Source organism: Micromonospora fiedleri (assembly GCF_016774385.1).
In the GTDB taxonomy this organism is placed as follows: Bacteria; Actinomycetota; Actinomycetes; order Mycobacteriales; family Micromonosporaceae; genus Micromonospora; species Micromonospora gifhornensis.
This window is the reverse complement of record NZ_JAETXL010000009.1, coordinates 46,104-67,738: the sequence shown is the minus strand read 5'-3', so window position 1 is coordinate 67,738 and position 21,635 is coordinate 46,104. Positions and strand designations below refer to the sequence as shown.

The 21,635-nt window shown below is 71.6% G+C and carries 19 protein-coding genes and 1 pseudogene; 7 read left to right on the top strand and 13 right to left on the bottom strand.

Annotation, left to right across the window (positions count from 1 at the left end; translation table 11 throughout):
* Positions 1-7: 7 nt before the first annotated feature.
* The 6 genes from JMF97_RS23745 to JMF97_RS23720 form a co-directional block, all read right to left on the bottom strand.
* Positions 8-727, bottom strand: a complete 720-nt coding sequence (locus JMF97_RS23745) for an ABC transporter ATP-binding protein (protein WP_203223526.1) — start codon at positions 725-727, stop codon at positions 8-10.
* A complete protein-coding gene (locus JMF97_RS23740; protein WP_203223525.1) occupies positions 727-1,509 on the bottom strand; it encodes an ABC transporter ATP-binding protein in 783 nt (260 codons plus the stop codon). The genes JMF97_RS23745 and JMF97_RS23740 overlap by 1 nt, the downstream gene beginning before the upstream one ends.
* A 90-nt stretch (positions 1,510-1,599) precedes the next feature.
* Positions 1,600-2,760, bottom strand: a complete 1,161-nt coding sequence (locus tag JMF97_RS23735; RefSeq protein WP_203223524.1) for an acyl-CoA dehydrogenase family protein — start codon at positions 2,758-2,760, stop codon at positions 1,600-1,602.
* Complete coding sequence (locus JMF97_RS23730; RefSeq protein ID WP_203223523.1) at positions 2,757-3,914, bottom strand: acyl-CoA dehydrogenase family protein; 1,158 nt, start codon at positions 3,912-3,914, stop codon at positions 2,757-2,759. The genes JMF97_RS23735 and JMF97_RS23730 overlap by 4 nt, the downstream gene beginning before the upstream one ends.
* A gap of 119 nt (positions 3,915-4,033) precedes the next feature.
* Positions 4,034-4,864, bottom strand: a complete 831-nt coding sequence (locus JMF97_RS23725; RefSeq protein ID WP_238360046.1) for an alpha/beta hydrolase family protein — start codon at positions 4,862-4,864, stop codon at positions 4,034-4,036.
* A gap of 161 nt (positions 4,865-5,025) precedes the next feature.
* Complete coding sequence (locus JMF97_RS23720) at positions 5,026-6,267, bottom strand: glycoside hydrolase family protein (protein ID WP_203223521.1); 1,242 nt, start codon at positions 6,265-6,267, stop codon at positions 5,026-5,028.
* Positions 6,268-6,409: 142 nt separating this feature from the next.
* On the opposite strand from JMF97_RS23720, the gene JMF97_RS23715 reads away from it, so the two are divergent.
* Together JMF97_RS23715 and JMF97_RS23710 are read left to right on the top strand one after the other, a co-directional pair.
* Positions 6,410-8,197 carry a glycoside hydrolase family 15 protein gene (locus tag JMF97_RS23715; protein WP_203223520.1) on the top strand — a complete coding sequence of 596 codons (1,788 nt, stop codon included), beginning with the start codon at positions 6,410-6,412 and terminating at the stop codon, positions 8,195-8,197.
* A 3-nt stretch (positions 8,198-8,200) separates the two neighbouring features.
* Positions 8,201-8,657: pseudogene (locus tag JMF97_RS23710) on the top strand (SDR family NAD(P)-dependent oxidoreductase); the annotation flags it as partial.
* Between the two features lie 91 nt (positions 8,658-8,748).
* Here the strand turns inward: JMF97_RS23710 and JMF97_RS23705 are convergent.
* Positions 8,749-10,170 (bottom strand): dihydrolipoyl dehydrogenase family protein, encoded by a 1,422-nt coding sequence (locus JMF97_RS23705; RefSeq protein WP_203223519.1) that lies wholly within the window; start codon positions 10,168-10,170, stop codon positions 8,749-8,751.
* A 229-nt stretch (positions 10,171-10,399) separates the two neighbouring features.
* Positions 10,400-10,603: a cold-shock protein gene (locus tag JMF97_RS23700; RefSeq protein WP_013733277.1), complete on the bottom strand. Its 204-nt coding sequence runs from the start codon at positions 10,601-10,603 to the stop codon at positions 10,400-10,402.
* 444 nt (positions 10,604-11,047) lie between these two features.
* On the opposite strand from JMF97_RS23700, the gene JMF97_RS23695 reads away from it, so the two are divergent.
* Together JMF97_RS23695 and JMF97_RS23690 are read left to right on the top strand one after the other, a co-directional pair.
* Positions 11,048-11,341: a hypothetical protein gene (locus JMF97_RS23695; RefSeq protein WP_203223518.1), complete on the top strand. Its 294-nt coding sequence runs from the start codon at positions 11,048-11,050 to the stop codon at positions 11,339-11,341.
* Between the two features lie 163 nt (positions 11,342-11,504).
* Positions 11,505-12,056, top strand: a complete 552-nt coding sequence (locus JMF97_RS23690) for a hypothetical protein (protein WP_203223517.1) — start codon at positions 11,505-11,507, stop codon at positions 12,054-12,056.
* Positions 12,057-12,096: 40 nt separating this feature from the next.
* Here the strand turns inward: JMF97_RS23690 and JMF97_RS23685 are convergent, their stop codons facing one another.
* Both JMF97_RS23685 and JMF97_RS23680 read right to left on the bottom strand, forming a co-directional pair.
* Positions 12,097-13,290, bottom strand: coding sequence for an ARPP-2 domain-containing protein (locus JMF97_RS23685; RefSeq protein ID WP_203223516.1), 1,194 nt, complete (start codon positions 13,288-13,290; stop codon positions 12,097-12,099).
* The gene (locus JMF97_RS23680; RefSeq protein WP_203223515.1) at positions 13,287-14,714 is read right to left on the bottom strand and encodes a hypothetical protein; all 1,428 of its coding nucleotides are present in this window, start codon (positions 14,712-14,714) and stop codon (positions 13,287-13,289) included. The genes JMF97_RS23685 and JMF97_RS23680 overlap by 4 nt, the downstream gene beginning before the upstream one ends.
* Positions 14,715-14,959: 245 nt before the next feature.
* On the opposite strand from JMF97_RS23680, the gene JMF97_RS23675 reads away from it, so the two are divergent.
* Together JMF97_RS23675 and JMF97_RS23670 are read left to right on the top strand one after the other, a co-directional pair.
* A complete protein-coding gene (locus JMF97_RS23675; RefSeq protein WP_203223514.1) occupies positions 14,960-15,553 on the top strand; it encodes an MOSC domain-containing protein in 594 nt (197 codons plus the stop codon).
* Positions 15,492-16,124 carry an RBBP9/YdeN family alpha/beta hydrolase gene (locus JMF97_RS23670; protein WP_307817084.1) on the top strand — a complete coding sequence of 211 codons (633 nt, stop codon included), beginning with the start codon at positions 15,492-15,494 and terminating at the stop codon, positions 16,122-16,124. Before JMF97_RS23675 ends, JMF97_RS23670 begins: the two co-directional genes overlap by 62 nt.
* A 139-nt stretch (positions 16,125-16,263) precedes the next feature.
* Here the strand turns inward: JMF97_RS23670 and JMF97_RS23665 are convergent, their stop codons facing one another.
* Positions 16,264-17,487 carry a serine hydrolase domain-containing protein gene (locus JMF97_RS23665; RefSeq protein WP_203223715.1) on the bottom strand — a complete coding sequence of 408 codons (1,224 nt, stop codon included), beginning with the start codon at positions 17,485-17,487 and terminating at the stop codon, positions 16,264-16,266.
* A 79-nt stretch (positions 17,488-17,566) separates the two neighbouring features.
* Positions 17,567-19,219 (bottom strand): sugar ABC transporter permease, encoded by a 1,653-nt coding sequence (locus JMF97_RS23660; protein WP_203223512.1) that lies wholly within the window; start codon positions 19,217-19,219, stop codon positions 17,567-17,569.
* Between the two features lie 292 nt (positions 19,220-19,511).
* On the opposite strand from JMF97_RS23660, the gene JMF97_RS23655 reads away from it, so the two are divergent.
* Positions 19,512-20,735, top strand: a complete 1,224-nt coding sequence (locus JMF97_RS23655) for a DUF2786 domain-containing protein (RefSeq protein WP_307817083.1) — start codon at positions 19,512-19,514, stop codon at positions 20,733-20,735.
* Positions 20,736-20,969: 234 nt separating this feature from the next.
* Here JMF97_RS23655 and JMF97_RS23650 read toward each other — a convergent pair whose 3' ends face one another.
* A complete protein-coding gene (locus JMF97_RS23650) occupies positions 20,970-21,440 on the bottom strand; it encodes a DUF6223 family protein (RefSeq protein WP_203223511.1) in 471 nt (156 codons plus the stop codon).
* Positions 21,441-21,635: the final 195 nt, after the last annotated feature.

Here is a 21,635-nt window from a genome sequence, read left to right as displayed (position 1 = left end):
GCGTTGGTCAGAATCCGAGGTAGGCGTGGCGCAGGTCGGCGTCGTCGCGCAGCCGCTCGGCCGGGGCGGCCAGGACGACCCGGCCGAGCGACATCACGATGCCCTGGTCGGCGACGGCCAGGGCGCTGCGCACGTTCTGCTCGACCAGCAGCACGGTCAGCCCGGTGTCGTCGCGCAGCCGGCGCAGCAGCGCCATGGTCTGGGCCACCACACGGGGTGCCAGGCCGAGCGACGGTTCGTCCAGCAGCAGCAGGCGGGGTCGGGCGACCAGGGCCCGGCCGAGGGCCAGCATCTGCCGTTCGCCACCGGAGAGCTGGTGGCCGAGGTGCCGTCGTCGCCGCGCGAGCGGTTCGAACAGCTGGTAGACCTCGTCGAGGGCGCGTGCGGCGTCGCGGCGGTCGCGGCGCCACAGCGCGCCGAGGCGCAGGTTCTCCGCCACGGTGAGTTCGCCGATCACGCCGCGGCCTTCCGGCACGTGTGCCACGCCGCGCCGGACGAGTTGCTCGACCGGGGTGCCCCGCAGGTCCTGTCCGTCGAACAGGATCCGGCCTGCGCTCGGCCGCAGCATGCCCGACAGGGTGCGCAGCAGGGTGGTCTTGCCGGCGCCGTTGGCGCCGATGACGGCGGTGATGGTGCCGGCGGGCACCTGCAGGTCGACGCCGTGCAGCACCGGCACCGGTCCGTAGCCGGAGGCCAGGGCTTCGGCGGTGAGCAGGTCGGCGGCCATCAGGCGGCCTCGTCGACGGTCGCGCCGAGGTAGGCGTCCACCACGGCCGGGTCCTCGCGGACCGCGTCGGGTGGCCCGGCGGCGACGACCCGTCCGAAGTCGAGCACCACGATCCGGTCGCAGACCGCCATGACCAGGTCCATGTGGTGTTCCACGAGCAGCACGGCGCAGGGGTCGGTGGCCCGGTGCGGCAGCGTCCGGATCAGCTCCGCGAGGTTGTCCACGTCGTCGGCGCCGAGCCCGCCGGCCGGTTCGTCGAGCAGCAGCAGGCGGGGCCGGGCGGCCAGCGCACGGGCGAGGGCGACCCGTTGACGTACGGCGAACGGGAGGGTGTCCGGTGCGGCGTCGGCGTGCGCCGCGATGCCCAGCTCGTCCAGGACGGTGCGGGCGTGCTCGCGGAGCCGGCGCTCGTCGCGGTCGCTGCGGGGCAGTCCGAGCAGCGCCGGCAGCAGGCCGGCGCGGGCGGTGTGGGTGGCCCCGGTCATCACGTTCTCCAGCACGGTGAGCCCGGCGAACAGGCCGGTGCCCTGCAGCGTGCGGGCGATGCCCAGTCGGGTGAGCCGGTGCGGTCGTGGCCGCAGTGGCCGGCCGTCGAGGGTCAGCGTGCCGGTGTGCGCGGTGACGAAGCCGCACACGACGTTGAACAGGGTGGTCTTGCCGGCGCCGTTGGGGCCGATCACCCCGACCACCTCGCCCGGACCGACTTCCAGCGAGACGTCGTCGAGGGCGGTGAGGCCGCCGAAGCGGACGCCGACCTGGTGCAGTGCGAGACCGTCCGTCATCAACCCTGCCCCTCGCCGTGCGGCCCAAACTTATTACACTGGGAGTGTACGTTTCTCGCGTGTTTCGTCAACACCTTCGATGCCGCGTCCTCAGCGGACGGCAGCGCCGGGCGGACCGGTGGCCGCGACCGGTGGCGGCAGGTCGACGAGCCGGGCCAGGGCGGCCCGGTGCCGGTCGGCGGTGCCGAAGGCGATCGCGGCGCTCTTGGCACGCTTGAGGTAGAGATGCGCCGGGTGCTCCCAGGTGAAGCCGATCCCGCCGTGCAACTGGACGCAGACCTCCGCCGCCCGCACCGCCACCGGCCCGCAGTACGCCTGGGCCAACGCGGCCGCCAGCGCCGCCTCGGGACCGGCCGCGCCGAGCCGGTCGGCGGCGTACCGGGCCACCGCCCGGGCCTCGGTCAGCTCCACCCACACGTCGGCCAGCCGGTGCTTGACCGCCTGGAACGAGCCGACCGGACGGCCGAACTGGTGACGCTGACGCACGTAGGCCACCGTCGTGTCCAGACACCACTGGGCCAGGCCGACCTGCTCGGAGGCGAGCAGCGCCGCGCCGGCGGTCAGCGCCGCGGTCACCGCGTCGGCCGCGGCGGCGCCGGTGGCGATCGGACGGGCCGCCGCACCGGTGAAGTCGATGTCGACGAGCGGACGGGTCGCATCCAGCGACACCACGGCGGCCATCCGCACCGCCGGTTCGGCGGCGTCGACGACGTAGAGCGCGTCGCCGGCCGGGACCAGCAGCAGTCCGTGCGGCACGGCGTCGGCCACACCGCGCACCCGACCGGTGAGCGTCGGTCCGGGACCGACCGTGACCGGGGCGGGGCGGGCCTCTGGCCCGGTGGCGAAGTCGGCTGCGGTGGCGAGGTCGGGTGCGGTGGCGAAGCCGATCGCCATCGTCACGTCGCATTCACCGGCGGCCAGCCGGCGCAGCAGGGTGTGCTCGGCACAGGCCAGCAACGCCCGGGTCGCCACGGCGGCACCCAGGAAGGGCACCGGCGCGACCGCCCGACCCAGCTCCTCCAGCACCACCGCGACCTCGCGGAAGCCGGCCGCGGCGCCACCGTGCTCGGCGGGCACGGCCAGCCCGGTCACGCCGAGCTGGTCGACAAGTCGACGCCACAGTGTCGCGTCGTACGGATCGTCGCCGTCGACGGCGGCGAGCGTGCGTTGCCACGGGGCGTGCGCGGCCAGCAGCGCGCGTACGGTGTCGCGCAGCGCCTCTTCGTCGGCGTCGTAGAGCAGGTCGCTCATCGGTCCACCCGGGGTTCGGTGGGCAGCCCGAGCACCCGCTCGGCGATGATGGTGCGCAGGATCTCCGAGGTCCCGCCCTCGATGGAGTTGCCCCGGGCGCGCAGGTAGCGGTAGGTGGCGGTGCGGCCGAGCAGGTCGGGTTCGGTCGGGCGGCGCATCGTCCAGTCGTCGTGCCGCAGCCCTTCGGCGCCGCGCAACTCCACCTCCAGTCCGCTGATCCGCTGGCTCAGCTCGGCGAAGGAGAGCTTCACCGCCGAGCCTTCCGGGCCGGGCTCACCGGCGGCGATCAGCTGCCGCAGCCGCAACGCGGCCAGCCGGGCGGCTTCGGCGCCCACCCAGGCGCGCAGGACCTCGTCGTGCAGCCCGGCGGTGCGCAGCTCCGGGCGTTCCCGCCACAGCCGCGCCAGCACGCCCACCATGCCGCCCTCGCGGGGCAGCGGTCGGCCGCCGATGGCGACGCGTTCGTTCATCAACGTCGTACGGGCGATCTGCCAGCCCTGCCCGACCGCGCCGATGCGGTGGGCGTCGGGCACCCGGACACCGGTGAGGAAGACCTCGTTGAACTCCGCTTCGCCGGTGGCCTGCCGCAGCGGACGCACCTGCACTCCCGGTGCAGTCATGTCGCAGACGAAGTACGTGATGCCGTGGTGCTTGGGCGCGGCCGGATCGGTACGGGCCAGCAGGATCGCCCAGCGCGCCTCGTGGGCCAGCGACGTCCACACCTTCTGACCGTCGACGACCCAGTCGTCGCCGTCGGGCACCGCCCGGGTGCGCAGGCTCGCCAGGTCGGAGCCGGCCTCGGGCTCGCTGAACAGCTGGCACCACACCTCTTCACCGGTCCACAGCGGTCGCAGCCAGCGTCGACACTGGGCGTCGCTGGCGTGCCGCAGCAGGGTGGGCGCGGCCATGCCGAGCCCGATGCTGTTGCGCCGGGGCCGGTTGTCCGGCGCGCCGGCCGCGGCGAAGGCGTCGTCGACGACCGCCTGCAGCTGCGGCGGCGCCCCCAGGCCGCCGCGCCCGGGTGGGTGCTGCACCCAGGCCAGCCCGGCATCGAAGCGGGCGCGCAGGAAACTGAGGCGGTCACCGTTCGGGTCGTGCGTGTCGAGGAACGCGGCGACCAGCGCGCGCAGCCCGTCGGCCGTGTGGTCGGACACCCACCACCTCCAGAATTTTTGCACTTTCGATGCAATATACGGCCGCCGGTCCTCGGGACGGAAGACCGGCGGCCGAACGATCCGGGGCAGCCTGAGTCGCGGCCGCCCCGGCAGGACCGTCAGTGCGGGCAGGTGTTGCGGTACTCCTCCACGGCCAGGCCACTCGGGCCCGGGCAGAGGAACTGGTCGTAGCGGGTGTCGTCGTCGACGAACCGCTTCAGCCAGGCCACCATCTGCTTCGCGGTGGGGGTGTTGACCGTGTTCGGGAAGAAGTGACCCTCGTTGTTGAGTTCCAGGTACGCCTTCTCCGCCGAGGCCGGGATGCTGTTGTAGAACGGCTCGGAGTGCGTGCTCACCGAGGCGACGGAGTCGCTCTCACCGCCGATGATCAGCGTCGGCACCCGCAGGTTCGACCAGTTCTTGGTCAGGTTCCACGGTGCCAGCGGCACGGCGGCCTGCAACGACGGCCGGCTCGCGGCGGCCTCCAGGCTGCCGCCGCCGCCCATCGAGTGACCGGCCACGGCGAGCCGGCTGGAGTCGATACGGCTCCGCACCGAACTACGCTCGGTCAGGTAGTCCAGCGCGGCCAGCAGTTGCCGGCCCCGGCTGCTCGGCTGGTCGAGGCGGGTGATCGTGTCGATGCCGATGACCACGAAGCCGTGCGAGGCGATCCGCGGCCCCAGCCAGTCCAGACTCGACCAGGAGGCGGTGTAGCCGGGCGAGATGGCCACCGCGCCGAAGGTGCCCGCGGTGGTGGTCGTCGGGTAGTAGATGACACCGCCGCCGAAGCCGCTGACCAGCGAGGAGACCGTCGTCGACGAGGTCGCGAAGGGGCCGCGGCTGGCCTCCAGGATCGCGCTGGTCGGCGCCGGTCCCCGCTCGTACGGGTTGGCGGCCTGGGCGGCGGACGAGGTGGCGACGACGCCACCGGCGGCCAGGACGGCGGTCATCGCCAGCCGGGCCACAAGGGTGAGGGAACGGGGACGGGTGGTGGTGGTTGATCGCACGTCGGATACTCCCTTGGGTTGGAGCTGTATCGACTGCGATCAGTGTTTGGGGCTATCCGCCGACCCCGCATCGGCAGAATCACCAGTCACCCGCTCCCCCGGGCCTAGGAGCGACCCGCCGCCCGGTAGGCCGCGCCCGCCTCGGTGGCGGTACCGTCCTCGCGGTACAGCCCGTGTGCCGCGTGCTCGCCGCTGGCCGGCAGGGCGAACCAGGCGTACCGCTCGACGTACGGCGTGGCCTGCAACGCGGCGGTCGCCTTGTCGATGAACGTGACAAGCTGCTGCGGCGTCGGGTGGCGCGGCGCTCCCTGGCTGAAATCGATCAGGCCGAACTCGGTGATCCAGATCGGCAGGCGGTAGCGTTCGTAGACCGCGTGCACGTACTGCATCAGGTGGTTCGCCGCCTCGTCACCGAAGTCCGAGCCGTACCAGTGCAGGGCGATGAAGTCGACCCGCAGCCCCCGCTCACGGACACCGGCGAGGAACCGGTCCAGCCAGCCGCCGGGGGTGTCGGCGCCGAAGGCGACGGCCGGGCTGCCCAGCCGCATGCCGGTGTGCTGCAGCCGGGGCCACAGGTCCAGCGCGTGCTCGACCGACATGTTCGCCTGTCCCGGCAGGTCCGGCTCGTTGAAGCCGAGCAACGTGCGGCCGGACCGCTGGGCGGTGGCCAGGTCGGCGTCGGTGACGAAGGTGGCACCCCAGATCATCGGTACGAACTCGGCCGCCGCCGGCACGTCGCTGTCCGAGGTGGACCAGTCGTAGTACCAGCTCGCCCCCACGTCCCGGATGCCGTCACCGCCGGGCGGGAACGCCCAGGTGGCCACGCCCTTCTTCGCCTCGGGTCCGACCACCTGCGGGCTGCCGCTCGCCGCCCAGGCCTGGGTGACCGCGCCGGAGCAACCACGGATCTGCAACGCCGTCCCGGTCTGGGCCCCACCGAACGCGTCCAGGCACTTGCCGGACCCGGTGTTGATCAGCTGACCGTTCTCCAGCAGCCAGTCCTGCGCGCCGGTGCCGTTGCAGTCCCACAACTGCACCCGTGCGCCGTCATCGTGCGAGCCGCCGTCCACGTCCAGGCACTTGCCGAACGCGCGCAGCGTGCCCTGGCGCCCGATTCCGGCCCAGTTCTGCGCGTTGGTGCCGTTGCAGTCCCACAACTGCACGGCGGTGCCGTTCTGCGTACCGGACCACTGGACGTCGACACACTTGCCGGCCACCCCGACGAGCGGTGCGCTGCGGTCGGCCTTCGCCGACGGCACGGCGACCAGCCCGGCCGCGCCCGCCAGGCAGGTCAGGGTCGCGAGAGCCCAGACGAGCCGCCTGCGGCTCACAGTGCGTGAGGTCATCAACGGTGCTCCTCGATATCCACGGTTGTTGCGGGTACCACGGCGCGCACCCCGCCGCGGTTCACCGACGCGCAACAAACGTCGTAGCCGCTGCCACCCCGGCCCGCGGGCATGGGCAGCGCGACCACGGGTACGAGCGAACATGGCCGTGATCAGTGATTACGCCCTTCTCGGCGACTGCCAGGGCGCGGCGTTGGTCTCCTCGGACGGGGCCGTGGACTGGTGGTGCCCGCCCCGATTCGACGCGCCGAGCGTCTTCGCCCGGCTGATCGGCGCCACCGGCGGCTTCTGGTCGATCCGGCCGCTCGGGCAGTACACGACCTCCCGGCACTACATCGACGGGACGATGGTGCTCCGCACCGAGTTCCACACCCCGACCGGTGTGCTGCGGTTGACCGACGCCCTCAGTCTCGGCGCCGGAGAACGCGGGCACCGCATCGGCTTCACCTCTCCGCACGTGCTGATCCGGCAGGTCGAGGCCGTCACCGGCACGGTCGACGTGGCGGTCGAGGTCACGGTCCGGCCGGAGTACGGGCTGGTCAGTCCCACGATCACCGAGACGCCGGCGGGGATGGACATCACCGGCGGCGGCGACCGGTTGACCCTGGCCGCCGACCGTGACCTTGCCGTCGACGGTGCACTGGTGACCGCGCGATTCACCCTCGCCGAGGGCGACAGCGCGGTGTTCGCGCTGCACCACCGCCGCTCCGCCGACCCGCCGACCGCGCCGCTGGACGGGCGGGCGGCGCTGCGGGACACCGTCGCCGCCTGGCAGTCCTGGGACCGCCTGCACCAGGAATACCAGGGCCCGTACCGCGAACACGTCCGGCGCAGCGCACTGGTCCTTCAGGCGCTGACCTACCAGCCCACCGGTGCGGTGGTCGCGGCCGCCACCACCTCGCTGCCCGAGCAGGTCGGCGGGGCGGCGAACTGGGACTACCGGTTCGGTTGGCTCCGCGACGGCAGCGTCACCCTCAGGGCGCTGTGGGTCGGTGCCTGTCCGCACGAGGCGAACCGCTTCTTCGACTGGATGGCCGCCTCCATCGGATCGGTGGGCGCCACGGACCACGTACCGATCATGTTCGGTGTGGGTGGCGAACGGGACCTGACCGAGCACACCCTGGAACACCTTGAGGGCTACCAGAACAGCCGACCGGTACGCGTCGGCAACAACGCCTGGCAGCAGAAGCAACTCGACGTCCTCGGCGAGCCACTGGAGTGCGCCCTGGTCCTGCGCGACGAACTCGGAGACCTGTCACCGGCCGCCACGGACCTGCTGCGCACCCTGGCAGACCGGGCCGCCGACACCTGGCAGGAGCCGGACTCCAGCACCTGGGAGGGACGCGAGGGCGAGCGGAACTACCTGACGTCGAAGTTGCTGTGCTGGGTGGCGCTGGACCGGGCCATCAAACTGGCGTCGACCCTGGACGCCGAGGCACGGGTGCCCCGGTGGTCGCAGGCGAGGGACCAGATCCGCGCGGCGATCCTGACCCGGGGCTGGAACGACTCGCGTCAGGCGTTCACCGGCGCGTTCGGCTCCGACCACCTCGACGCCGGGCTGCTCGTCATGCCGATCACCGGGTTTCTTCCCGGTGACGACGACCGGGTCGTGGCCACCGTGGACGCGATCAGACGTGAACTGGGGCGCGACGACCTCCTGCAACGCTGGACCGGAGCCGGTGCGGAAGGCGCCTTCATCATCTGCTCGTACTGGCTGGCCGAGGCCCTGGCGCGGGCCGGCAGACTCGACGAGGCCAAGCAGGTCTACGAGAACGTCACCGGCCACGCGAACGACCTCGGGTTGCTGTCGGAGGAGATCGACCGCCGCGACGGCAGCCTGATCGGGAACTTCCCCCAGGCGCTGTCCCACATCGGAATCATCAACGCCGCCTGGATCATCGGCGAGGTCGAATCCGGCAACCGGCCGTGAGCCCATGCGGGTGCCAACCACACCAAGGCCGAGATCGAGCGAACCGGTCAGCGGGCTGTCGTGGTGCAGGGCGACATCAGCGTCGAGCATCAGGTCGAGGCGATGTTCGACGAGGCCCTCGGGGAGTTTGACCGCCTCGACATCCTCATGAACGACGCGGGCGTGGACGCCTTCGGCATCCCGGTGGCCGACCTGGACACCGCGACCTGGGACCGGGCCATCCGCACCAACCTGTACGGGATGTTCCTCTGCTTGTCGGCGGTTCATCCAGCACCAGGCGATCGACGACCCGAAGTACCTGGAGGAGCAGGTGCAGTCCATCCCCTGGAAGCGGGCCGCGCAGCCGGAGGAGATCGCCAAGCTCGCCGTCTTCCTGGCCAGCGACGACGCCGACTACGTCACCGGGTCGACGTACTTCATGGACGGCGGGTTGATGCAGAACCAGGGACAGGGCGCGTAGCCGTCCGACACTGAGCGCCGGCGCGCCGCGAAGGAGTTCGGGCCGCATGCATCAGCGATTCCGCTCGGTCGGACCGGGAAACGTGCTGGCGTCAGCGGCCGTACGCCTCCAGCAGCCGCAACCACACCTCGCTGACGGTCGGGTACGCCGGAACCGCGTGCCACAACCGGTCCAACGGAACCTCACCGACGATGGCGACGGTCGCGGCGTGGATCAGCTCCGCCACGTCCGGGCCGACGAAGGTGACGCCGACGATCACCTTGCGGTCCTCGTCGACGACCATCCGGGCCTGTCCCTGGTAGCCATCGGCGTGCAGGGTGGCGCCGGCGACCGCACCCAGGTTGTAGTCGACGACCCGGGTCCGCAGCCCTGCCGCCTCGGCCGCGGCCGCCGTCAGACCTACCGCGGCGATCTCAGGGTCGGTGAACACCACCTGCGGCACCGCACGTTCGTCGGCCGTCGCCACGTGCCGGCCCCACCGGCCGTCGTCGACCTTCTCGCCCTTCGCGCGGGCCACGATGACGTCGCCGACCGCGCGCGCCTGGTACTTGCCCTGGTGGGTGAGCAGCGCCCGCCGGTTGACGTCACCGGCGGCGTAGAGCCAGTCGCCGACGGTGACGACCCGCATCGTGTCGTCGACGGTCAGCCAGTCACCGGGCGTCAGGCCGACGGTGTCGAGTCCGATGTCCTGGGTGTTCGGCGTACGGCCGATCGCGACGAGGACCTCGTCGGCCTCGACCCGCTCGCCCTGGCTGGTGTCGACGTGGACGGTGCCGGCGTCGTCGCGGTGCACGGACACGGCCTCCGCGTCGAGGTGCAGGGACACACCGGCCTCGCGCAACGACTGTGTGACCTGCTCGGCGGCGAACCGTTCCACCGACGGCAACACGCCGTCGCGGGCCAGCACCGTCACCGAGGACCCGAGTGTGGCGTACGCGGTGGCCATCTCGGTCGCCACCACGCCGCCGCCGATGATGGCGAGTCGGCGGGGAACCGACGTGGCCGCGGCGGCTTCGCGGCTGGACCACGGCGCTGCGGCGCGCAGGCCCGGGATGTCCGGCATCCGAGAGCTGCTGCCGGTGGCCACGACCACCGCGTGCCGCGCGGTCAACGTCGTCGTGGCGCCGTCGGCGTCGGTCACCTCGACGACCTTGGCGGCACTGAGCCGTCCGTGGCCTCGGTGCAGTGCGATCCCGGCCGATTCCAGCCAGGACACCTGCCCGTCGTCGCGCCAGTTCGCGACGATGGAGTCGCGCCGCGCCAGCACCGCCGCCGCGTCCAGGTCTCCCGTCACCGCCTCACGCGCCCCCGGCACCTGGCGGGCCGCGCGCAACGCGGACCCGCTGCGCAGCAACGCCTTGGTCGGCATGCAGGCCCAGTACGAGCACTCCCCGCCGACCAGTTCCCGTTCGACGATGGCGGCGGTCAGGCCACCCTGCACGACCCGGTCGGCGACGTTCTCCCCGACCGGTCCCGCGCCGATCACGACGACGTCGTACGCCAGCTCGGTCATGTCAGCTCCCCTTCGCAGCACGGCCGAGGCGGATCGCCGCGACGAGGAAGAAGATAGCGCCCGGGATGGCGTAGCCGACCGCATTGATCAACGACGGATCGCCCGCGGTAGCGTCGGCGATGAAGGATCCCGCGGCCAGGGTGGCAGGAACGAACCTGGACAGGTGACGCAGGAAACGCCGAACGGCGGCCTGCTGAACCAGTCAGGCCGCCGTTTGACGAAGCGTGAATCAGAGCGAGCGGATGTCCGACGCCTGCGGGCCCTTCGGGCCCTGGGTGATCTCGAACTGGACGCGCTGGTTCTCATCGAGGCTGCGGAAGCCGCTCGCCGAGATCGCCGAGAAATGGGCGAAAACGTCGGCGCCGCCGTCGTCCTGGCTGATGAAACCGAAGCCCTTGTCACCGTTGAACCACTTCACGGTACCAGTAGCCATGTCTGCTCCTTCGCAGGCTGTGGGAGACCGCACTGTGCGGTCTCGCGTGCCGCTGCGTTGATGACCCGCGTCGGGAACGACACGAAAAACGAAAAAAGCACCTGGACGGGTTTTGGTTAACCCATCAGGCGCCGAGACGTCAACGGAAATCAAAACTGCAACGAGGCAACCGTAGCACAGAATTTGACGACGTGCGGGCGACTGGCCGTTGGAGCCAGTGAGGTGGGGACGGCTGACGTGACGGTGGCACCGCGTGGTGCGCGTACAGTGGAGCGGTGGGTCACCGTTTGTGTCCGCGCCCACCGGCACTTCGGACGTGCCGACGGATAACGGCACGTTGCGGGCGGTGACCAGCGTTGTCGTGAGGCAACCCATCGGAGGTCTGGCTGACCTCCAGTCTCGGGTGCTGCTATTTCGGGCGGCCCTCCGGCACAGGAGCAGGACATGACTTTCGCACTGGCCCCATCGGCGGTCTCTTCACCGGAGCCGCGCAGGCCCATCAAGAATCTTCGCGAAAAAGGGGCGGAAAGCTTTCACTCTGTGCTCGCCAAGGTCCTGACCACGGCCCTGGAGAATGCCCTGGAATCAGGCGACCACCCGAGAGCGATCAGCATCATCAATCGCGGTTTCGCGGAAGGAAGCCCTCAGTTGGGCTGCGATCTCCTCTGCCGGGCGATCGCCGTCGTCGGAACCGCCCGGACCTGGACCGTGCAGCTCGCACCCCTACGTTCACCGTAAGTTCCCGGGTCAGAGCATCGACCTGGCGGCGAGGGATCTTCGGTCGGTGCACCGTCTACCTGACCTGCCGGAGCCGACAACGGGAAAGGCTTGACGCGGGAACACCGATCGAGCATCGTCGATCTGGAATCGACCTCAGGGATACTCGACACGGGGAGATCCGATGAAGACCTTCGTCACTCTCGCCTCTGCTGCCCTGCTCCTGCTGACCACGGCCAGCGCACCCCACCGCCCCCCGACAGCCGATGCGCCCTGCCGGGGGCAGATCCACCCGAACCCGGGCTTCGAGCGCGGCACCACCGGTTGGACCGCCGGCCCCCGCATCGTCGTACTCGGCGACACAGCCCGGCCCGCCCACACCGGCCGCGCGTACGCCACCTTCGCCGGGTTGGACGTCAACCGGACCGACCTGCTGCGTACCGACGTGACGGTGCCGGCGAACTGCGACCTGACGGTCCGGTTCTGGGTCCGGACCCTCACCACGGAGACCAGCCGCGGCGACTACCTGAACGTCGGGCTGGCGGTCACCGGGATCCCCCCGAAGACGAGGTTCTCGCTGGCCTTCGACGGCGGGTCGCAGTGGCGGGAGCACACCATGGCCACCGGGACGGCGACGACCGAGCGCACCGCGACGGTCAGCTTCCTCGCCAGCGAGACGGCCGGCAACGGTGTCACCGCCTTCGACGTCGACGACGTGACCTTCACATTGAGCTGACCAGGGACCGGCGGACCGGATCGCCGGCGCAGGCTGCCGATCACTGCCGCCGGTCGCCGGCCGTCGGCGCGCCCCGCGACTGCCGGGCGCGCCTGCGGCAGGCGTCGATGATGTCGGGGCGCAGCAGGTGGCCGAAACCGGCCCGGTCGAGACGCTGGACCACCCCGTCGCGGTCGGTACGCAGGACGGTGGCGGTGCTGTCGAGGTTCCAGTCGTGGGCGGCGAGCTGGGACAGCAGATGCCCGCGGCGGGTCTGCGCAGCCGACAGCCGGAACGTCTTGAGGTAGGCCAACCGGCCGGTCTCGTCGGTGATGACCTCGCCGATGTGGTTGTCGGTATCGGGGTCGAAGGCGGGCAGGAACCGGGCCAGGGTGAAGCGGCCCATCCGGTGCACCGGGGTGACGGTGAGCCGTCCGGCGGCGAGCAGCCCACCGGCCAGCAGGGCGTGGAAGCCCTGCCACTCGGCGTCCACCCGGGCGAGCTGGGCGCGCAGGTCGGCGACGCTGGTGATGGCCGTGTCGTCGAGCCGGACGGTGAAATCCGGTACGGCCGGATACAGGTGGGCGTAGTGGAACAGCAAATCGCCGTAGAAGTCCTGCAGCAGCGTGGGATGCAGGGCGCGGTAGTCGTCCGGGTGCGGGACGACGAACGCGGCGGTGAGCGCGTCGGCGACGTAGAGCACCATGCCGCACTGGTCGGGGTGGATCTCGAAGACGCGCAGCGCGTCGTCGAGGCCGGCGATGGCGGCACCGGTGTAGCCGGCCTCCACCCGGGGGGACAGGCCACGGGTGACGGCCTGGCGGGTCCATTCCTGCCAGGCGATGGGCGGGCCGCCGAACTGCAGCGCCAGGTAACCCTCCATGGCCAGGTGCAGCGGCAGGAAACGCAGCCGCTGCCGGTCCTCCCGGCGCGCCATGCGGCGGCGGAACACCAGCCGGATCCCCTCCGACACCTCGGTGTCGGCGCTGTCGCGCAGCTGGGTGCCGTAGGCGGCGGCCGGGGTGCTGTCGGTGGTCCAGGTGGCGACGAACGCGTGCGGGATGAACGAGATGTACGCCGTACGCGGTGCGGTCTGGACGATCGACAGGGCGTCGGGGGCGTGGAGCCGGGCGTGCAGGCGCAGGTCGGTGACGGGGTCGCGGCGCAGGAGTGGGACGAGGCGGATCGCGCCCCACGTCTGGGCGGGGCCGGCGGTCAGCCCGGTCAGGTCGATGCCCTCGATGACGGTGCTCACGACACTGCCTCCTGGTCGTCGAGGAACCGCTCGACCCGGTCGGCGAGGTGGCGGCGCAGCTCGTCGAAGCCGGCGCGGCCGGTGGCGAAGCGGGCCAGTTCGACGAGCGCGGCGGCGTCCTCGGCGTCGCGGACCCCGACGGTGGCCACCCCGTCGGCCAGGCGGCGTACGTCGAAGGTGTCGGCGTCGTAGACCGGGTTGAGGTGCACGATGCTGGTGTGCTGGTCGGGGTCGAGGCGGGTGCGCCAGATCCGCAGCACCTCGGCGGCCTGTCCGGGTGGGGCGTTGTCCCAGCCGTCGGAGACGATGACGAGCCGGTCGGGACGACGTTCGAGCGCGTCGAGGAGGCGCACGCCCAGCCCGGTGGCCCCGACGGGGTGGACCAGCAGCGGATCGCCACGGTGGTGCAGCCACAGCCCGGTGAAGTCGGCGGCGAGGGCCTCCAGCAGATAGTGGGTGGCCAGGGCGACGGCGAGTGGCCGGCGACGTTTGGTCCCGGAGCCGGCGGCGGAGTAGCTGTCGTCGAGGACGGCCACCACCCGGCCCCAGGTGCCCGCCTGCCGGCGGGCGGCGCGACGCGCGGCGGCCCGAAGCGCACCGGTCAGCTCGTCGCGACGCCGGAGCCGTTCCGGACGCGGCAGTGACAGCGCGTAGCTCGCCAGCCGGGTCAGGGGTGCCGTGGCGAGGTCCGTCGCGACGCCGTCGACCTTGTGCCGTACGGCGGCACCCTGCAACCGCAGCCGTTCACCGGCGGTGAGCCGGGGTGCGATGCCGGACAGGAACCGGGCCCGGTCGATGCCGTGCTGGGCGGCCAGTCCCTCGGCGACGGTGTACGGCAGCTCGTACAGGGCCCGCTGGTCGTAATGGGCGCGCCGCCACGCCTCCAGGATCGGTGTCTCGTAGCGCCTGGGTCGACGCCAGTCGAACAGCACCGTGCCGACCTCGCCGGGAAGTGGCAGGTGGGCGTGCCGGGCGGCGACGGACAACGAGCGGCGGTACTTGACCGCGTCGAAGGCCGGGTCGGGCCGGGCCGCCACCCAGTCACGGACGATGGCGCGGGTACGCCGGTTGTTGATTCCCAGCCGGCGCAGGTCGCGGAACACTCCGTACACCCGTTGTGGTGGCAGGGTCCGCAGCCGTGCCGCGATCAGTCGCCCCTCCCGCGCGCGCTGCTCGCGGCTGGCCTCCCCGGCGGTGCGCAGCAGGTTCGTCACGACCAGGGCGGCGTTGAGCTGGTTGACGTCCAGGGCGAGGGTCGCGGCGTACAGGTCGCGGTAGTTGCCCAGGACGTACTCGTGGAGGAAGTCCAACGACAGGCGCTGCGCGGCGGCGGTGGAGCGGAACTCGCGCTGGGCCGTCGAGGTGATCGCGGCGTTGACGAACATGACCACGTCCTCGCACGCGATCCGATCCGCCCGCGACATGACTGCGACTGCACCTTCTCTCGTCACCTGGGTGCCGGCCGGGGAATGGGGGCACGAACTGCGAAGCATCGCTTCAGAGGCGGGTTCCGGAAGTCGCACCGAAGTCCCGCGGCCGGCCCGGCCACGATACCGGTCACGATCAACTCGTCGCGGGGGCGTGGATTGGTGACGAGGTGCCTGCGGGCGGGGTCTCGGGTGGCGAAACTGTTTGGACGTCGTGGATGCGCATGAGGGACAGTCGAACGATGGAGAACTCTGTCGCCGTACGTCATCGCTCGATGGACGAGATCATGGCGGGGCTGCACCTGGTGCGGCAGTCACCCCGGGAGTCCGGCACCCTGGCGTTGGCCGTACGCCGGCCGGCCGTCGACGCCCGCGAGGTGCTGTCGGAGGCCGAACTGGACGCGGGCGTCGGGCTGCTCGGCGACAGCTGGGGTCAACGACCCAGCAAACGCACACCCGATCGGTCACCGCACCCCGACATGCAGCTCAACGTCATCAACTCCCGGTTCATCGAGCTGATCGCCGGCGCCGATCGCGACGCCTGGGCGCTGGCCGGGGATCAGCTCTACGTCGATCTGGACCTGAGCGTCGAGGCGCTGCCGGCCGGTACGCGCCTGGCGATCGGCGACCGGGCGGTCATCGAGGTGACCGACCAGCCGCACAACGGTTGCGCCAAGTTCGCCGCCCGGTTCGGACGCGACGCCCACAAGGTCGTGTGGACGGAGGAAGGTCAGCGACTGCGGTTGCGCGGCCTCAACGCCCGGGTGGTCGTCGGTGCGACGATCCGGGTGGGCGACGCCATCCGGCAGCTCCCGCCCGGGCAGCTGCTGCCATGACCTCGGGAAACGGCTGCCGAGCGTGACGCGTCACCTGGTTGTGCCCGGTCGAGGTGTGCCGGCGCCCGACCACTGGTCGCGCAGGTGGGTCAGGGACCGTCCGGAGTTCCAGTGGGCGCCGGAACCGCCCGGGCCGCCGTACGTCGCCGCCGAACGGGTCGCCGCGCTGCACGCTGCCATCAGCGCTGATCCGGAGCCGGTGATCCTGGTGGCGCACAGCGCGGGATGTCTGACCGTCGCCGTCTGGGCCCGCCGGCACATCGGTCCCGTCCGGGCCGCTCTGCTTGTCACACCGCCGTACCTGGATCCGGACTGGAGACCCGGCCCGGGCGAGAGCGTCGATGTCGTCATCGACCACGTGCCACGCGAGCCCCTGCCCTTCCGCTCGATCCTGGTCGCCAGCCGCACCGATCCGAACGCCACCTTCGCGCAGTTCGAGGCGTACGCGCGGGACTGGGGTTCGGAGCTGTTCGACGCGGGCGCGGTCGGGCACCTGGATTCCAAGACCGGGTTCGGTCCGTGGCCCGACGGCGAGGAACTGCTCCGGTCGCTGGCCGCGGTGCCGGGCTGACCCGGGTCGGTCGGGCTGCTCGACGAGGTGGAGCGGCGCAGCCGACGTATCTCACCGCCGAGCTGGCCGACGGCCGACTGGACGCCGTCACCCTGCACGAGGTGACGCCGTCCAGCCGCCCGCAACGCCGTCAGTCGCCCTAGGGCGCCGCCACCGGCGCGTCGTTGCCCGGCATCCGGGTCACGCTCGGCAGTTGCGGCACCGCTTCCGCTGACCGGCTGCTCACGTCGCTGGTCGGGCACATCGCGGTGAGCAGGAAGGTCTGCCAGGCGATGTCGAACGGGTGCGGGTCGGGAAGACCGACCTGGTAGTGGCTGATGTTGATACCGGAGGACACCTGGCGGGTGCCGTCGCGGCGGTGCAGCGAGTAGGTCAGGTGACCGAACACCGCACCGTCGTGCCCCACGAACTCGCCGCACGGGGTGGGCAGCGAGTAGATGCCGAGACCGTAGGTGCCGGCCTCGGGCAGCCCCGGCAGCATCGGCACCCCGTCGAGCATCTGCTTGAGGGTGGCGGGGCTGAGCAGGTCTCCGTCGAGCAGCGCGCGGAAGAAGGTGTTCAGGTCCGCCATGGTGGAGATCATCTCGCCGGCCGTCCAACCCCAGCTCATGTTGAACTCGCTGAGGTCACGTGCGCCGAACGGGGCGAAATAGGCGCCGCTGTGCGGACCACGGATCGTCGGATCGGTGCCCGGGAAGCTCGTCCCGGTGAGCTTGAGCGGCCGCAGGATGCGCCGCTGCACCTCGGCCGGGGCGTCGTTGCCGGTGACCGCCTCGATCAGCAGTCCGGCCAGGACGTAGTTGGTGTTGGAGTAGCTGAACGTCGCACCGGGCGCGCCGGTCGGCGGCATGGCCAGGCCGGTGGCGACCAGGTCCGCCGGGGCGTACGTGGTGACCTGCATCTGGTTGATCGACGCGTACGAGTCGATCATGGCGTTGGTGTAGTTGCCGATGCCGCTGGTGTGGTTCAGCAGCATCCGGACGGTGACCTGGTCGCCGCGCTCCCCCGGCACGGTGTCGGGGAGCCATGTGCCGATCGGGTCGTCGAGGCCCAACCGTCCCTCGTCGACGAGTTGCAGCACGGTGGTGGCGACGAAGGTCTTGGTGATGCTGCCGATGCGGTGGCGCATCTGTGGCTGCATCGGTCGAGGTTTGGTCAGATACGCCTGGCCGGCGGCGCCTCGCCAGTCGTGCCGACCCTCGCGCACCTCGGTCAGGACGCCGGGCACGCCGGCTTCGGGTACTGCGGTGAGCGCGGCGCGTAACTCGGCGCGGTCCGGCCTGTCGGCGGACGGTCCGGGCTGCGCTGCGGCGGATGCGGGTACGACAGCGATCGTGGCCGCCAGCATCACGCCGGCGGCCACGATCTTCCGTGTCCGAAGAGTACTGAACATAGCTACATGGTCGTCGTGTCCCCGGAGAAACGCACCCTTCGCCGGGAAATCATCGCCCGACTCGTACGGCCAACCGGTCGAGGTACTTCACCTGCAGCCACCCGAACGCGACCAGGAAGATCAGCATCATCGGTAGCGGCAGAACCGCGCCGAGCGCCAACTCGTCGCTGGCCATTCCCCATCGGGCGTACACCATGAGGGCCTCCAGCGGCGCCGGTCGAAGCGTCGGGGTCGACGCCACGAGCGTCGGCCAGAGCACCTGTCCGGCGGTGACCAGCCAGGTGACCAGCCCGACCAGCACGATCATTGGCGCCGCCGGGGCGAGCATGGCGCGCCCGAACCCGGCGCCCGCCCGCCACCGGGGTTCCAGCCCACGGAACAGCACGGTGAACAGGAACAACGCGGGAATGCTGACCCAGCCCGGCGGCACCAGCCCGAGGAAGGTGTTGAGCTGGTCGAAGTCGCGGGCCCGCAGGTAGGACTCGATGGCCAGCGGCCCGGTGCCGACGAACAGCCACGGCGCGAAGGGCAGCAGGAGCAGCTCGCTGAACCGACCGAGGGGACGCAGTCCCCCGATGGCGAAGCCGGCGGCCGCCGCTACCGCGACCGTGACCACCGCCGACAGCAGGGTCGGCAGCCAGGTCGCCGTCAGCATGCCGCTCAGGTCGGGGGACGGCATCGGCACGGTCTCGTTGGTGAACCGCAGGCTGCGGCGCAGCCACGGCCAGGCCACCCACAGCATGACGGCGACCACGATCGCCCCCGCGACCGCCAGCCCGATCCGGGCCTGCCGGTCACCGGTCGACTCGAGGGCCGGAGCGGACTCGGTGACCGGACCGGACTTGCTGACCGCGCCGTACGGCTGCTCGCCGTGGGTGACAGCCTTGTCGACCACCTCGATGCGGACCCTGGTGAGCAGCAGCAGGGCCGTCGCGGCCAGGCCCAGCAGGGCCAGCGGGAGCAGCAGCAGCACCGCTGCGGCGGAGCCGCCGCCCAGGTTCATCTGCTGCAGGGACTGCAGGACCACGTACGTCAGGGGGGTACGGCTGTTGCCCGTGATCAGCGTCGGGGTGAAGGTCTGGAGGGTGGCCGCGATGATGCCGAGCACCAGCAGACCGGCGACGGTCAGCGCGGCCGGCAGGGCGTCGCGGCGGTGCGGCCGGCCGCGGAGGGTGCTGAGGAAGGCCGTGGTGGCGACCGCCACGACCAGTCCGGCGCCAGTGACCGCGGTGAACTCCACCAGGGTCGCGAGGGGACGGTCCAGCATCGTGCCGGGTTCCATCCGGTCGAGGCGCCAGCCGATGAGCAGCGCCACGGGCGCGTACCCGGCGACCGGGAGCACGACCAGGGCCCGCAGCGCCAGCCGGGCCGGGCGTCCGGCGCGGTCGGCGAGCAGCGCCAGCACCGGGGCGACCAGCAGGGCCAACAGCAACGGCACCAGCGCCAGGAGCAGGGCCGAGCCCAGGTCACCGAGGAATCCCCGGGTGAAGAGTTGCTCGTAGTTGGCAGCACCCACACCCTCCGCCGGGCCGAGCAGTTGATCACGCTGCGTCGAGCGCCACACGGCCTGCACGGTGGGGAGCAGGTACGACCAGGCGAGAGCGAGTAGGGCGGGAAGCAGCAGGACGAATCCGATACCGATCCGGGTACCGCTACTCGGTCCGGTACGGCCTGCCGTCATCGTGGGTGCTGCCAGGCTCATGGTGCTCCTCGTCTCGTCGGACTCCTTGGCCGGGCCTGACGATAGGGGCAGCGATCAAGCCTTCGCCACCTGACGAACGGGTGCAGTTCATCGATGTCGCCGCCGTTGAGTACGGGTACGTCGGCATAGCTGAGTACGGATACTCAGTGCGGGCAGATCGCGCCGCTCGGGGGCGTCTCCGGGCGGCGGGCGACAGCGCCGTCGGGTGTTGTCGCGCTCGGGGTGAAGTGACCACCGTCGCTGATCCGGCCACTGGCCGGAAGGCCCGGCCCGGACTCCGTAGCCTGGGCTGGTGACATCGGTGCGGGAGCGGATCAGGGCGGTTCTCGCCGGGGCGATCGACTACGAATCAGGGCTGGACGCCCTGGCCGTGACGCGGTCGACCGAGGTCGATCCGGAGCTGGTGGCCGCGAAGGACGAGGCGTGCGCGCGGCTGTGGCGGGGCGGGTGGCAGCCGGCCGAGGTGCACCGGGTGGTCGCCCGACGGGGTCAGCCACGCCAGGCCGAACTGGTGACCGACGCGGTCGCCGCGCACCTGCGACAGTTTCCCCGCGACGCCGTCGACGGGCGGTGGCTGGCGCAGGCGGACGCTCTCGGCGCGCAGGTCTGGTGGACCGGCGACGCGACGTACGTCGACGAGCTTGCCGCCCGCTGGCGGCTCGACCGGGTGGCCGTACTCGATCTGCTGTTGGGTCTGCTCGTCATCCTGGCCGCGCTCCCGCCGATCGAGGTGCTCGTGCCCCCGCCCGGGTCCGCTCCCCCGCCGGTCGGCGGGTCGGGCGGTGCCGGGTCTTCCCGGATCGACGCCCGACTGCTGGACCGGGTACGCGCCCTGCTCGCCAAGGCCGAGTCCACGACCTTCCCGGCCGAGGCGGAGACGTACACCGCCAAGGCCCAGGAGTTGGTCACCCGGCACAGCCTGGACGAGGCCCTGCTGGCCGCCCGGGGCGGTGACGCGACGCCGGTGGTGCCGTACGCGCGGCGCATCGGCGTGGATCATCCGCACGAGCGGGAGAAGGCGTCCCTGCTGGATGTCGTCGCCCGAGCCAACCGCTGCCACACGGTGTCGTCACCGGACCTGGCGTTCAGCACCGTCTTCGGTTTCGACACCGACATCGACGCGGTCGACCTGCTCTACACCTCCCTGCTGGTGCAGGCGCACCGAGCGATGGCCCGGGCCGAGCCACCGGGCGGCAAGGCCGGCCGGAACCGCCTGAAAGCGTTCCGGCAGTCCTTCCTGGTGGCGTTCGCCGTCCGGATCGACGAACGGCTGACCGACGCGGCACAGCGCGCGTTGGCCCAGGTCACCGCCGGGAGCGGCGGAACGGGGGTGAGCGACCCGGCCGACCTGCTGCCGGTGCTCGCCTCCCGCGACGAGCAGATCCGCGAGACCATGCGGCAGGTCTTCCCGCACACCGTGCGCGCCCGGGCCAGCCGGGTCGACAGCCACGAGGGCTGGGAGTCCGGCCGCCAGGCCGCCGACCGCGCCACCCTACCGACCGACACCCAGCCGTGACGCGCGCCGTTTCGCGCGCCGTTTCGCCGAAACGGTGGTTTCCCGCCGCCCCGCATTCCGCCGTTACGGCGAAACGGAGTCGATCACAGGCCTGCCGCAGCGAAGGACCGCCGATGACAGGGCGCTACGACGGCATCCACACCAGGACCTACCCCGACGGGTACGACATCAGCCGACTCGGCCCACCGGACACTCCCGCGCCCGAGCCGCCCACCCGATGAGCGGTGCTGCCGTTCACCGCGACCCCTGCGACTCACCGGCACGCCGGGAGCGCGCCATGGCCAGCCCGCCGAGTCCCAGGCTTGCCACACCCACCACCAGGGCCACGACGCCGCCGACGATTCCGTAGCCGGTGCCGGGTCCACCCTCGGCGGCGGCCACCACGTATCCGCCGAGGACCACCCCGATCAGCCCCGCCACCAGGGCGATGGTGGCCCCGAGCTGCCCGGTGCCGGTGCCGATGCGGCTGCGGGGGCGGGTCACGGCCAGCCCGCCGACGACCACACCAGCCAGCGCTGCCAGTGCGCCCACCAGGCCCACGAGTCGCCCGCTGGTCAGGTCGTACGCGTCGATGGCTGCCGCCGGTCCGTCGGCGGCGGCCGGGCCGCCGAGCCCGGTCGCGCCGAGCAGTACGGCGAGTGCGACGACTCCGATCACGGCGGCAGCGGTGACGGTCAGCACCTGTCGAATCCTCGATGAGCTCATGTCGTTCTCCTGATCAGCTTGACGGCGATACGGATGTTGTCCGGGTCCGGTGGCCGGGGCGTACCGCCCGGTGGTCGTGCTGGTGCGGCGCCACCGCAGTCGGTGTGTGGCCGACGCAGTCGGCTCCGGGGGACGTTCCGATCGTCGCGGCGGTGCGGGTGCCGTGGCCTCCGGCGACGGATGGCACCGGCTACG

Coding starts and splice junctions, on each gene's coding strand:
- JMF97_RS23745 (WP_203223526.1), bottom strand. CDS start 727: ATGGCCGCCGACCTGCTCACCGCCGAAGCCCTGGCCTCCGGCTACGGA.
- JMF97_RS23735 (WP_203223524.1), bottom strand. CDS start 2,760: ATGAGCGACCTGCTCTACGACGCCGACGAAGAGGCGCTGCGCGACACC.
- JMF97_RS23705 (WP_203223519.1), bottom strand. CDS start 10,170: ATGACCGAGCTGGCGTACGACGTCGTCGTGATCGGCGCGGGACCGGTC.
- JMF97_RS23715 (WP_203223520.1), top strand. CDS start 6,410: ATGGCCGTGATCAGTGATTACGCCCTTCTCGGCGACTGCCAGGGCGCG.
- JMF97_RS23690 (WP_203223517.1), top strand. CDS start 11,505: ATGAAGACCTTCGTCACTCTCGCCTCTGCTGCCCTGCTCCTGCTGACC.
- JMF97_RS23700 (WP_013733277.1), bottom strand. CDS start 10,603: ATGGCTACTGGTACCGTGAAGTGGTTCAACGGTGACAAGGGCTTCGGT.
- JMF97_RS23660 (WP_203223512.1), bottom strand. CDS start 19,219: ATGAGCCTGGCAGCACCCACGATGACGGCAGGCCGTACCGGACCGAGT.
- JMF97_RS23650 (WP_203223511.1), bottom strand. CDS start 21,440: ATGAGCTCATCGAGGATTCGACAGGTGCTGACCGTCACCGCTGCCGCC.
- JMF97_RS23720 (WP_203223521.1), bottom strand. CDS start 6,267: ATGACCTCACGCACTGTGAGCCGCAGGCGGCTCGTCTGGGCTCTCGCG.
- JMF97_RS23725 (WP_238360046.1), bottom strand. CDS start 4,864: ATGACCGCCGTCCTGGCCGCCGGTGGCGTCGTCGCCACCTCGTCCGCC.
- JMF97_RS23675 (WP_203223514.1), top strand. CDS start 14,960: ATGGAGAACTCTGTCGCCGTACGTCATCGCTCGATGGACGAGATCATG.
- JMF97_RS23740 (WP_203223525.1), bottom strand. CDS start 1,509: ATGACGGACGGTCTCGCACTGCACCAGGTCGGCGTCCGCTTCGGCGGC.
- JMF97_RS23680 (WP_203223515.1), bottom strand. CDS start 14,714: ATGTCGCGGGCGGATCGGATCGCGTGCGAGGACGTGGTCATGTTCGTC.
- JMF97_RS23695 (WP_203223518.1), top strand. CDS start 11,048: ATGACTTTCGCACTGGCCCCATCGGCGGTCTCTTCACCGGAGCCGCGC.